This is a genomic window from Hallerella sp., from assembly GCF_022776125.1.
Classification (GTDB): Bacteria; Fibrobacterota; Fibrobacteria; order Fibrobacterales; family Fibrobacteraceae; genus Hallerella; species Hallerella succinigenes.
This window is the reverse complement of sequence record NZ_JALFIA010000089.1, coordinates 1-11,424: the sequence shown is the minus strand read 5'-3', so window position 1 is coordinate 11,424 and position 11,424 is coordinate 1. Positions and strand designations below refer to the sequence as shown.

At 48.0% G+C, this 11,424-nt stretch carries 12 protein-coding genes; 7 read left to right on the top strand and 5 right to left on the bottom strand.

Features of this window, described 5'->3' with window-relative positions; all coding sequences use genetic code 11:
• Positions 1-266: 266 nt before the first annotated feature.
• The 4 genes from MR847_RS10715 to MR847_RS10700 are packed head-to-tail and all read left to right on the top strand — an operon-like array spanning position 267 to position 3,354.
• A complete protein-coding gene (locus MR847_RS10715; RefSeq protein WP_287723736.1) occupies positions 267-1,799 on the top strand; it encodes a hypothetical protein in 1,533 nt (510 codons plus the stop codon).
• An 11-nt stretch (positions 1,800-1,810) separates the two neighbouring features.
• Positions 1,811-2,185 (top strand): co-chaperone GroES, encoded by a 375-nt coding sequence (locus MR847_RS10710; protein WP_106519326.1) that lies wholly within the window; start codon positions 1,811-1,813, stop codon positions 2,183-2,185.
• Positions 2,186-3,019, top strand: coding sequence for a hypothetical protein (locus MR847_RS10705; protein ID WP_287723735.1), 834 nt, complete (start codon positions 2,186-2,188; stop codon positions 3,017-3,019). It begins immediately after the preceding gene.
• The gene (locus MR847_RS10700) at positions 3,013-3,354 is read left to right on the top strand and encodes a DMT family protein (protein WP_100425421.1); all 342 of its coding nucleotides are present in this window, start codon (positions 3,013-3,015) and stop codon (positions 3,352-3,354) included. Before MR847_RS10705 ends, MR847_RS10700 begins: the two co-directional genes overlap by 7 nt.
• Here MR847_RS10700 and MR847_RS10695 read toward each other — a convergent pair whose 3' ends face one another.
• Positions 3,355-4,836, bottom strand: a complete 1,482-nt coding sequence (locus tag MR847_RS10695; RefSeq protein WP_100425422.1) for a hypothetical protein — start codon at positions 4,834-4,836, stop codon at positions 3,355-3,357.
• Positions 4,837-4,887: 51 nt separating this feature from the next.
• Here MR847_RS10695 and hemH point away from each other — a divergent pair, with 51 nt between their 5' ends.
• Together hemH and MR847_RS10685 are read left to right on the top strand one after the other, a co-directional pair.
• A complete protein-coding gene (gene hemH, locus MR847_RS10690; RefSeq protein ID WP_287723734.1) occupies positions 4,888-5,862 on the top strand; it encodes a ferrochelatase in 975 nt (324 codons plus the stop codon).
• On the top strand, positions 5,859-6,947 hold the full coding sequence (locus MR847_RS10685) for a BamA/TamA family outer membrane protein (protein WP_100425424.1): 1,089 nt from the start codon (positions 5,859-5,861) through the stop codon (positions 6,945-6,947). The genes hemH and MR847_RS10685 overlap by 4 nt, the downstream gene beginning before the upstream one ends.
• An 84-nt stretch (positions 6,948-7,031) precedes the next feature.
• Here the strand turns inward: MR847_RS10685 and MR847_RS10680 are convergent, their stop codons facing one another.
• From MR847_RS10680 to MR847_RS10665, 4 genes are read right to left on the bottom strand one after another with little or no spacing between them, the layout of a single operon-like run.
• The gene (locus MR847_RS10680; protein ID WP_287723733.1) at positions 7,032-7,424 is read right to left on the bottom strand and encodes an NADH-quinone oxidoreductase subunit A; all 393 of its coding nucleotides are present in this window, start codon (positions 7,422-7,424) and stop codon (positions 7,032-7,034) included.
• Between the two features lie 17 nt (positions 7,425-7,441).
• On the bottom strand, positions 7,442-8,842 hold the full coding sequence (locus tag MR847_RS10675; protein WP_287723732.1) for a rhomboid family protein: 1,401 nt from the start codon (positions 8,840-8,842) through the stop codon (positions 7,442-7,444).
• A 19-nt stretch (positions 8,843-8,861) separates the two neighbouring features.
• Positions 8,862-9,971, bottom strand: a complete 1,110-nt coding sequence (locus MR847_RS10670; RefSeq protein ID WP_100425427.1) for a protein kinase domain-containing protein — start codon at positions 9,969-9,971, stop codon at positions 8,862-8,864.
• A 13-nt stretch (positions 9,972-9,984) separates the two neighbouring features.
• Positions 9,985-10,812: an LOG family protein gene (locus tag MR847_RS10665; RefSeq protein WP_106519340.1), complete on the bottom strand. Its 828-nt coding sequence runs from the start codon at positions 10,810-10,812 to the stop codon at positions 9,985-9,987.
• A 105-nt stretch (positions 10,813-10,917) separates the two neighbouring features.
• Between MR847_RS10665 and MR847_RS10660 the strand changes: the two genes are divergently transcribed.
• On the top strand, positions 10,918-11,424 hold a 507-nt coding region (locus MR847_RS10660; RefSeq protein WP_287723731.1), incomplete at its 3' end, for a hypothetical protein.

Here is an 11,424-nt window from a genome sequence, read left to right as displayed (position 1 = left end):
CTTACAAAAATGGGTAGCTGGACTTCCTGCTCCTTGCATCCCCTTCCGGATGTCTTCGTTTCAACATATGAAACGATCCTCGCCCTGTGCGTCGTGCCGATCTTGTGAAAGACGAACGTCGCCATCGTCCAAGTTCGCGTGCTTCGGCATGAAATTGTTGTCTCCAAAGATCGACTCACTCCTTTTTGCGTTGGCGTCCCCCAGCGTGCTCCGCCAGATTCCATGCTGATTTTGAGGACTTCGTCCCTGTCGAGGTACTTGCAGAGTTGCGCGAAGACCGGCTGTCCGGTAAAAAATGTACTTTTGGCCATAGCATTAAAATAAAATCGTGGAAGATTTTTATGAAAAAGTTGGGATTATTTTCTATTCTCTTTCTTCTCTTCGCGATAAGCCTATTCGGAGAGAAAATCCCGATTCAAGATGGGGCGGGTTTTGATGGGGAATTTTACCGTCTAGTGGCTGAAAATTTTTCAGCCGATTTTTGGAATCAGGGCTACGACGCTTTTCGCATTCAGAGAATTTTTCCGTTTTGTGCCATTCACTATGGATTTAAATTTTTCCATGTCGCGACAACTCATGAAAATTTGATGAAAGCGATGCTTGGTTTGCATGGCCTAAATTTATTGTTGCAGATATTTTTGTTTTCTCGGATTTCCAAAATTGTGCAGTGGAAGCCGGCAACCGAAATCCTTTTATTTGCCGCCTTTTTCTTGAACTTTTTTACGCTCAAGAATTGTGGCTATGAACCTTTTCAAAGCGATGCGTTTGCCATTTCACTTTCCCTATTGAGCCTTTACTTTTATTTGAAAGGAATGAAATGGGGAAATTTGGGAATCGCTCTTTTAGGCGCGATAACCTGGCCGCTGATTACGTTGCAGTGCATTTTCCTCGTTGCTTTTGACAGACCGTTTTCGCTTGAAAAAGAAGGGAGAAATCTCTCGGGAAAATGGGCTTTGCTTTACAGCGCGCTCGCTGTTTTGGTGATTGCGGTGCTAAAGATGACGGGACATGGAATTGTGGTGACGAATTTGCTGATGCGGGATTCTAACCTAGCTTGGACAGCGGCGTCGATCCTGTTTATCTCTGCGGCGCTTTGGGGCGTTTTCCGTTGCATTCCGCGGTTCCGCCTGAATTGTGGAAACTTTGTGAAAAAATGCGATTGGAAATTTTTGACGCTTTCCGTTTTTATTTGGGTAGCTGTAAAAATCTTCCTCAAAATTCATACAAATGAAGAATTCTTTAGTAGCAGTTCGATTTTTGCGTTACAGATTTTGCTGCGTCCACTCAAGTATCCGCTGATTTCTTTTGTGGGACATGTCGCTTTTTACGGAATCTTGCCCATTTTAGTTGCGTTTACATTTAGAAATTTTGTAAAAGCATTCGTAAATCGTTCTGTGGGTTTTGCGCTGATTTTTGCCTTGCTGATGGTGTTTGCATTGGACAGTGAGAGCCGGCATTTGGCGACTCTGATTCCGCTTTTGTTGTTGCCACTGGGCGAAGTGTTGAATTCATGGGAACTTAAAAAATATCAGATTTTTTCTCTAGTGGGAATTCAACTTTTGCTTTCGCATTTTTATCTTCCGATAAATTCTGAAAATATCCTTTCGGAAATGGAAGCGGCAAATTGGACGGGTGAAGCGGCGCAACGCTACTTTATGAATTTTGGCGCATACATGAGCTTGGAATCTTACCTTCTGTGGCTAGGAATTTCTGTACTTGCGATTCTTGCTTGCTACGGGATTTTAAAAATTCCATCAAAACGGAAAATGAGATTTCCAGATGGCGGTGAACAATTCTAATTTTAAAGCATATGGATAAGAATGTGGAAAAAATTGTGATGATCGGGGACCGCATCTTGCTAAAGCCTCAAGAAGCCGCCTCGAAGACTGGAAGTGGACTTTATTTGCCGCCGGGGGTCCGTGAAAAGGACGCCGTTCACACGGGAACCGTGGTCAAAGTCGGCCCGGGCTATCCGATTCCGTCGAACGATCCGGATTCCTTTTTGAAGGATGCTTCGGATCCGATCAATTATGTACCGCTTCAGGTGGAAGAGGGCGATCAGGCTCTTTATTTGCACGGAAACGCTTTTGAAATTGAAATCAACGGTGAACGTTACGAAGTAGTCGGTCAGAATGCGATTCTGCTCGTGATCCGTGACGACGGTCTTGCTGAACTCGGAGTGTAAATGAGACGTCAACCGGTCAAGATTCCCATAATTCTCGCGATTCTTTCGGCGCTCGTTCTTCCGATTGCGACGCTTGGATATGCGGGCTTGTATGCGATGGAATTTGCTGGTTTGCTTTCGATCTTTTCGACAGCCTCCATTTTACTCGATGTGTTCCTTGCGTTCCTCTTTTTGATTTTTACATGGGGGAACGTTTATCTGCTGCACGCCTTTTTACACACGCTGCCGGAACTGCCTGAAAAGCGCAAGATGTTTATCGTGTGGAAAGTCCTCGCGTTTGTAGCGGGTGCTTTAAGCCTTTTGACTCCGCTGTATTCCATTTTTCCGGATGCGTTCGGAATTTTGTTTGGCTGGTCGCTTGCGTACTCGATTGAATTTTTGGCGGGAATCATTTTCAGCTGCCTGCTGATGCGCTTTGCGCTGCGTGGGCGGAACTCGTTGATGTTTGCGATGGCTCTTGCTTTGGCGCTTAGCTATGCGTTCGATTTTAGCGGTTGTCGCGTTTTGCAGACGCAGATGGATCAGGAAATTGCGGCGGTGCAGACTTTAGACGAAGAGACTTCGGGCGAATCTCTGTTGCTTTCTCTGTGGGGACTTTCGCCTGTGGAATTTGAAACTTTGGACGAAGCTTCATTGGCAGACGTCCAAGAAATTTCGGTGGGTGTGCTGCTAGGAGCGGCGGTTCTTTTTGCGGGATTTGTGATTTTGCATTCCGCTGCGGCACTTGTCTTTTACGTCTTGGTGTCGCTTTATTTTGTACGTAAAAATGCGTATCGCCCGAATGTAAAATGGCGGCGTCATCGCCATTCAAAACAAGAAGTTCAAATATGTTGAAAGTTGCATTGATTACGGCAGGCCTGTTAGTCTGCTCGAATCTTTTTATGACATTTGCCTGGTATGGGCATCTTAAGTTTTTAAGCAATAAGCCTTGGATTATCGCAGCGATTGTCAGCTGGGGAATCGCTCTAATGGAGTATATGATTCAGGTGCCGGCAAACCGCTACGGTTATACCGCACTGAACGTGGTACAGCTCAAGGTAATTCAGGAAGTGGTTGCGCTGACCGTCTTTGCTCCTTTTGCGGTTTTCATGATGAATCAGCCGCTGAAGCTCGATTACTTGTGGTCTGCGCTTTGCTTGATCGGCGCCGTTTACTTTGCGTTCCGCTGATTACTGAATGCCTGTCGAAGCTTGGGCGATGGCCGCTTCGTACTGTTGCAGTTCCTTGCTGAACGAGCTCAGAGACTTATAGCGCTTTAAGATCAAATCCATGAAAATCTTGTACGGGCGCATCGGCAGGAACGGGTCGTTCTGATAGTCCGAACACTTGGTATAGAGCGCTTTTAAACTCTTGAGGCTTTGCACGGCTTGCGTGATGACGTCGTAAAGTTTTTCGTGGGCGTTCTGCAAACCGACTTTGTTCCGTTCGATGATTTCCGGATCGTTTGTCTGGATAATTTCGGACGGGAGCTTTGCATAGTCTTCGAAAACAGGGGCTAGGTTCGAAGAATTCGACTGGCTGTTCTGCATAATGCTCGAGGCACGCATGCCGTTGCGCTTTGCCTTGGAATCAATCGAAATTTTGCAGACGTCGCCGCCCATGTAGTTGCACTTGGCGCGGGTTTCCACATGGTGCAAGGCGTTCAACGGGTGGAAGTCTTCGTTTGTGCCGATGCGGGAAAGTGGCGCATACAGCGTAATCGGTTCGTTGAAAACCGTGATTGAATAACTAATGTATTCTTCACCGTTGATCGTGGTCGTCTTGTAGCGGTTGCCGTTCGAATTCTTAAAATGTTCGGCGGTCACCAAAAGATCCTGAGAAGTTTTTCGCAGGTTTTCCGGATCCGGAGCATAGGCGTTCAAGAACTCGTTTATGCCGTTGGCAAAACCCTTTGCGATGGCTTCGTTCGTGGTGCGTTTTCCCCAAAGATCTTCGGAAAGGAACAGCATATCGGCAACGCTTGTTTCGGAACGGCCCGCGAAGAAGGCTTGGGCGCGAGCCATCTTGGCAAGTCCACGCCAGCGGCGTGCCGAAATGTAAATGTTGCTGCGCTCGCATTCCGCAGCAATCGCCTTGAGAATGAAGAGACTGTCGTCAGAAATCGGAATTTTTTCAATTTCGCAGGCCCACTTCTCGACTTCGGCCTGGGAAATTTTCAGGTCTTCAGAAATACTGTAGTTTGACGGGTCGCCTGCGTCCGAAAGCAGATCCTTCAAAGCGCTGGGCGGAACGGTATCCGGGAAGGTGAGGACCAGGTGGATGCTGTCGGCTATGCCCGCTTGTGAAAGAGAAGAGTCGGGGCGCAGTCTTCCGGAGAGGATGATTTCGTTGGCGAGATTCTCGCCGATGACCGCGCTGATCGCGTTTGTCATCGGAGGAAATCCGCTGTCGAAGCTTGTAAAGATGGCGATGTTTGCGGGTTTTGTCGGCAGATTGAAACTGCGACAGCCGTAGGTCTGCACATCGAGATCTTTAAAGCCGGCGAGCATGTGTTGCAGCACGGAACGTTTGCCAGAGCCGGCTCGGCCGTACAGGTAGGTCGGCTGCCGAGTGAGAACGGCAAGGTAGAGCAAACGTAAAATGCTTTCACGTTCTACAAGTCCCTGTTCCGCCTCACTTAAAAGTTTCTGAATTCTCTCTGCAAGTGTCATATATGCTCCTTACGCCAATGGAAATATAGCCGATTTTTCTAAACTGATGTTATGTTCGATTCAATTCTGTTCGTGCAATTAGGTTCTCCGGAAGATGCTTCTCCGAAGAGCGTAGAAAAATATCTGGTGGAATTCTTGGGAGATCGCCACACGCTCGGAAATCCTCCGTTCTACTGGAATTGGCTTTTAAGGCATATTATTGCACCGAAGCGTTCTGTGAAAAGCGCGAAAAAGTACCAGGATTTGATCGATAGCGCCGGGGTGGGAGAAATGCCGCTCCTCTATTACACGCGCCTTTTTGTCAAGGGAATCGCTCAAGCGGTCGGTTCCCAAATTGCGGTGCGTTATGCGTTTGAATTCGGCGCAAAGCCTTCGATTGCAGATGCGTTGCAGGAACTTTCAGATCTCGGGAAAAAAGACATCCGGGTCATTCCGCTTTATCCGCAGCGTTCCATGGTGACGACTGTTGCCGTGTATGATCTTGCCAAAGCGGCGTTTGAAAAATACCCCGAACTTCGCATGCACTTTATCGACGGTTTTCCGCAGAATGAAGTCTGGCTCGACGAAACCCTGCAAGAAATTTTGAAAGTCTGGGACAAAAAATGTCCGATTATTTTTTCGTTCCACGGTACGCCGCAGAATTGGGTCGCCTCTGGTGATCCGTACAGCTTAGACTGTGAAGCGGAAGTCGACTGGTTCCGTCGCAAGCTGACCGCGATGAATCCCGACGCTCGCATTTACATCACCTATCAGAGCCGGTTTGGTCCGGTTAAATGGCTTGGACCTTATTCCACAGCTCTTGCCGAGGAATTCGGCCAAAAGCATGAAGACTTGCTAGTCGTCTGCCCATCCTTTATGGTTGATAACTTGGAAACGATTTTTGAAATCGACGTCGAACTGAAAGACGTATTTGAAAAAGCGGGCGGTAAAAGCTTCAAGCGCGTTCCCTGCTTAAATGCAAATCCGCATTGGGTGGAACGCTTTGCCAAAGAAGTCGTTCGCGAAGATTTGAAAGGAGAACGATGAAGTATCGCCACGGACTGTTTTTATGCCTTTTGTTCGTGCTGCTTTTGCAGAAGGCGTTTGCGCAGGGGGATTCTACGGCGAAAGAGGACTTTCAACGTTTTGCAGCGCTGCCCGTGCTGGGCTATGCGGAAGAGACCGGTCTCAAGTACGGCGCCATGGTTCTGCTTTTTACGCGGCCCGATTTCCCGGGAGCGAACGCGACGTCTGTGGACTTTGCCGTGATGGGAACGACTGAGGGTCAGCTCGAGGTAAACCTTTCGCCGGATCTGTATCTGCTCGGTGGACTTTTGCATTCGGACGTTTCGTTCATCTATTGGAACTGGCGAGCAAAGTATTACGGCATTGGAAACGATCCGAACCGAGACGTCTATACGCGTTACGATATGGATCTCTTCAAGATGAGTGTTCCGGTAGATATTGCAGTGCTTCCGCCGCCCTTTGCGCGGTACCTCACTTTTGGCCCGTACTTTTACTTTGAAACGAATGATGTTTCTTTCCACAATGGAGATGTTTCGAGTCCGCGGAATTCTGCGGGGCTGCGGACCGGATTAGGTTATCAAGTGACGCTCGATATGCGGGATAATATCAACTGGCCGGTCTTCGGTGTATACGGTCAATTCCGTCAAATCTTTTACACCAAGGCTTTTGGCGGCGATTACGATTTCTTTGCTCAGGAAATCGATCTTAGATCTTATACCTATCTCTTTTGGGGAACTTCGGTTGCGGTAGGTGCCTATTACGACATTCGCAAGGGAGACGTACCGTTCGATATGCTCGCCACGTTGGACGGCATTAAAAGGTTCCGCGGTGTTGAACGGGGAATGTTCCTCGACCGTCAAAGTTTGACAGTGCAACTTGAATTCCGGAAGACTCTTTTTTGGCGCTTGGCGGGAACGATTTTCTTTGAAGCGGGTAAAGTTGGACCTTACTTTTCAAAGCTCGCCCGAAACGATTGGCATTACGCTCCGGGCTTTGGGGGAAGGCTTTTGCTGAACAAGTCCGAAAAGACTTATGTCCGTTGTGACTTCTCGCTCGTCGACGGGAAACATCTCGGGCTCACGATCTACCTCCGAGAAGCTTTCTAGAATTCGAAAAATGTTTTACATCTGATTTGGGTACAAAAAAAGCGCCGCGGATTGCGACGCTTTTGAAACTTTGAAGCCTCTAACTTAGTCGGACAACTTGTTCCAGTCGAGAACACCCTTGCGGTAGAGATAGAGGTAACCGCTTTCGAGGATGAGCAAGAAGGCGAGGAGCACGGCAAGCAAGCTCCACGGGCTCGAAAGGAAAACGACAGCGAGCGGGTAGAGGAATGCCACTTCGATATCGAATACGAGGAAGAGCATGGCGACCATATAGTACTTGATCGGATAGCGCTCGTTTGCCGTGCCGGCGACGTGTGCAAGACCGCATTCATAAGCGGTACCCTTGATTTCCGTATTCTTGATCTTACCTGGATGGAGAACCCAGTTCGAAAAGAGGAGGAGCAGAGGGACTGCCACTGCCAAGATGACGAGAATCGTCAGGGCAAAAGTCGAATCAAAAATTTCAGCGTTACTCATAGTAATCCTTAAAATAGCTATTTCGCGAGCAGTTTGCGAGCTTCTGCCGCCAAAATGTCGTCCGAGTCCATTTGAATGACCATTTCGAGCTCTTCTCGACCTTTATCTTCCTCTAAGTGTTCCCTGAGGCGGAGGTCCGCTGCACAAAAAAGTCCACGGCGTCGGTTTTTCGTGTCCTGTTCAATGGAAGCGCCTTTTTCGTAAAGGTCGATCGCGATTCGGGGTAATTTCTTTTTGGCGGCTTCGGCTCCCCAAGACATCCACATCAACCCCGGCATCGTGAAGAAGAAATGCGGATAGAGCATCGACTCTACCGTTTTTTCAATGGTTGGAATGTCGAGCGGATTTTCACGCAGAAGCTGTATAAAGGACTTGGAAAGGATTAGGCTTGCGTGTTCGTATTCCGCTTTATTCGCAAGGTCTAACGCCTCCTTTAGATCCTCACGCGTGCGAACCTTGGGGTTCACTGTCACTTCTTCTGCGACGACGGACTTTTGGGATTTTACGCTGCCGCCGGTCAGGCGTGGAACCTTGAATCCGAGGAACGCTCCGATGCCGAAGAATGCAATTTCGAGAATTGCCACCCAGCCGTAAAGGTTCGGGTTTGCGTTCCAGTTCGTCAGAACGTCTACGGCAAGAATCAGAATGGCTCCCGCAGTCGAAAGTTTTGAAACGTCATTCTTCGGACCGAATGCTGCAATTCCCAAAAGCATCGCCATCGAAAGGCTCATACCCATGTACGGCATGTACGCATAACGATCGAAGTACGAAAGGGAAAGCGTTCCCATAAAAACAAATCCTCCAAAGATCGTTCCTACGGCAAAGAAAAGGCTCGACTGCAAATATCCCCAGCGCTTTTCAAGAACCTTCATTGCAAATAAAAATCCCACCGCAAAAACTAGGAACGAAAGCGCTCCCGGGAATAAGAACCAGCAGGTAAACAAGGCCGTAATGCTTGAATCTTCAGGGATAAAGAACAGCTGATATTCCGGAATGGTTTTCGTGTAGCCCTGGATGTAACGTTTGAGCTCTTGCTTGTAAAGCTTTTCGTCGGGAGTGACTTCGTTTACCGCGTAAGACTTTTTACCGGTCGTTTCCCACCAAGCCTGAAAATCTTCCTTCATCTGCGCAATACGCTTTTCGGGGATGAACGTCGGATTTCTTGCCCGGAACTTTTTTAGATGTGCATCGAGTTCTTCGTTGTAAATCTTTTCGGTCGGTTCGACTCCCACGTCTTTAAACCTTTGCGCGCCTTCGCTTTCCCAGTAATTGTCAAAGTCAGCGACAGCCGCACGTTCGCGCGACCATTCGGCGATTTCCGGAGCAAATTGAATCTTTAGATTCAGCATTCCCAGAACAAGAACGAATAGAATGCAAATCGTCAAAGGCGACTTGCAATAAGCCAGAAAACGAGCCATGAAAATCCCTCGAAAGTGATTACCGTTTTGTTTCGCCGCGGTATTCCCGCAGCTGATTCCACAAGAAGTCTGTATTGACATCGCGGTAGCCGAGTGCGTTCACGCGTTCGCGCAACTTATGTGCGATGTTGAAAAGGTTTTCGCTTTTCTGCATACGTTCAATGCTGTCGAAGGTGGTGAGCTGGTCAATCCAGTCGTGAATCTCCGGGAAGCGGTCGTCGAAGAACGTATTCTGTCTACCTGTGCGCAGGTATTCCAGATAGCGTTCCGTGATGTGATAGTGGTCTTCGGTGAAAATTTTGATCGTATCCGGGAATGGATTTTTGCCGGTCAAAAATTCGTGCATGATGATGCCGAAGCTAAAATAGTCCACGGAGCTGGAAAGGTTTTCACCCATCACGGCCTGTTCCGGGGCGCTGTAAGCAGGGGTCATCTGTCCACCGTATTCCGTAACGCTTTCCCGCAGTTTCGCCTGGGCGTAGCCGAAGTCGCAGATTAGAATCTTATGATTGTTGATATGCGTAGGATCTTGGCACAAGAGAAGATTCTTAGGCTTCAAATCTTTGTGGACGATTTGATAGTAGTGCAGCTGACTGATTGTGTTTGCAAGGTAAGCGATCTGTGCCACGCGTGGAATGATTTCATCTTTTGAAATTTCCGTCTTGAACATTTTGTCGAGGGAGCAACCTTTAATCAGCTCCATCTTCAAGTAGGGAAGTCGACCGGCAATACCGCCGCCCAGACTTTGGACGACGCCTTCCACGTTCGTTGCACGAATCAGATTGTTGATGCGAATTTCATCTTCGAACGAACTGATGATCATGTTCAGACGATGCAAACGGTTCGATCCAGGAGGCACGTAATATTTGCAGAATTTTACGACAATATTGCGTTCGCCATGGCGTTCGTCGTCGCCCGGACGTTCAATCCAATAGCTGGCACGGAACAGGTCGTTGGTGCCGTCCAAGGTCAAACGGTCGAGCAACTGAATGCGTTCCACAGCTCCGCTATGCAAGTAGACGGGGTTGTGGTCGAGCCACCACTGGTAATCGTCTAAGGTGTAATGTTCGCGAACAGCGAGCTTTCTCGATAGACGGTCGAAAAATTCTGCAAATCGATTTTCAATCACGCGCGCAATTTAGCTATTTGTGGTACCCGAAGTAATGGACTCCGGTTTTAGTTTGGAGCTTATTCTGTTTTTCTAACATCTGTGTCACATAAGTGTATGCGTCGCCGATGTCACTTGTCATGTGGAAGATCTTCAGGTCCTCTGCGTTGATCATTCCGGTGTCGACCAGGAATTCCCAGTTGATGAGATTTTTCCAGTATTCTTCGCCGAACAGCACGACCGGGATTTTGTTGTGCAACTTATTCGTCTGAATCAAGGTCAGCGTTTCGAAAAGCTCGTCCAAAGTGCCAAAGCCTCCCGGGAACACGATTAGGGCGCGGGCCTTGAACATGAACCAGAACTTGCGAATGAAGAAGTAGCGGAACTGCAGGTTCAATTCCGGATCGATGTACGGATTCGGATGCTGTTCAAACGGTAACTTGATGTTAAAGCCGATAGACGGAACGCCTGCGTCATGGGCTCCGCGGTTACCCGCTTCCATAATGCCTGGACCGCCACCTGTGCATATCGCAAAGCAGTCTTCTTTGTGTTTCTTGATCCAGTTGCCAAAGAGCCTGCCGAGAACGTGTGCTGCGTCGTAGTATTCCGCCACCTTGGAAAGTCTTTCCAAGCGCTTGAGTTCCTTCGGGTCTTTTGCTGCTTTGAGTTTCTTCTTCAAGTCCTTCGCGCCGATTGTTCTTGCGGAACCGAACATCGTAATCGTGTTTCGGACGTTGCATTCGTCCAAGACAACTCCCGGAGCGCGAAATTCCGAGAGGATGCGGACTTGGCGACCTGCATCGCTTTCGAGGAACTTAGTATTCAAATAAGAGAGCAGAGGTTCTTGTTTCTTGGAAACCATAAAAAACTCCTTGTTTATCTTATTTTCAAAATACACCAAAAACGCATATGGGAAGCATTTTTTTTGAATGCAAGTTTTTAAATTGTTGTCTTCTAGGGACTCGTGATGATATTCCTCTTTATTTTTCTGCTCCTCGCCTTGTATCTTTTTTTCCATTTTAGAACGGTCATTCCGGGAGTGCGCGGAACGCTCTTTTCTGCGGCAATCATCCTCGTTTTTGCGGGGGGATTCTTTGCTCGAGGCTTTTTGGCAGGAGTTCTTGTCGAAGCTTTTTTCACGGTCTGGCTTTGCGAAGCGGCTTTGGTCTTTGTTTTTTGGGACTTCTTTCGGCTTGTGCGAAGGGTGGTGGTTCGAAAACCTTTCGATTCGGTGAAGCTTTTACGGGGGCATCGGATTGCTTTTGGCATCGGATTTTTGATGGCGATGCTTTTCTTCTTGATCGGCGTCCCGATGAATTTTCATTATCAGATTCGAAATGCGACAGTTTCGCATGCGTCTGTGAAAACACCTTTTACCGCAGTATTCTTCACCGATCTGCATGTGGATCCTCTCTTTTCAAAACAAAAGCTCGTCCGTTTTGCAGCAGAGCTTGATAGCATCGCACCGGATTTT

Excerpts from the sequence above, each read along its gene's own strand:
- hemH (WP_287723734.1), top strand. The coding sequence starts at position 4,888 with ATGTTCGATTCAATTCTGTTCGTGCAATTAGGTTCTCCGGAAGATGCT.
- MR847_RS10675 (WP_287723732.1), bottom strand. The coding sequence starts at position 8,842 with ATGGCTCGTTTTCTGGCTTATTGCAAGTCGCCTTTGACGATTTGCATT.
- MR847_RS10705 (WP_287723735.1), top strand. The coding sequence starts at position 2,186 with ATGAGACGTCAACCGGTCAAGATTCCCATAATTCTCGCGATTCTTTCG.
- MR847_RS10695 (WP_100425422.1), bottom strand. The coding sequence starts at position 4,836 with ATGACACTTGCAGAGAGAATTCAGAAACTTTTAAGTGAGGCGGAACAG.
- MR847_RS10710 (WP_106519326.1), top strand. The coding sequence starts at position 1,811 with ATGGATAAGAATGTGGAAAAAATTGTGATGATCGGGGACCGCATCTTG.
- MR847_RS10685 (WP_100425424.1), top strand. The coding sequence starts at position 5,859 with ATGAAGTATCGCCACGGACTGTTTTTATGCCTTTTGTTCGTGCTGCTT.
- MR847_RS10665 (WP_106519340.1), bottom strand. The coding sequence starts at position 10,812 with ATGGTTTCCAAGAAACAAGAACCTCTGCTCTCTTATTTGAATACTAAG.
- MR847_RS10700 (WP_100425421.1), top strand. The coding sequence starts at position 3,013 with ATGTTGAAAGTTGCATTGATTACGGCAGGCCTGTTAGTCTGCTCGAAT.
- MR847_RS10680 (WP_287723733.1), bottom strand. The coding sequence starts at position 7,424 with ATGAGTAACGCTGAAATTTTTGATTCGACTTTTGCCCTGACGATTCTC.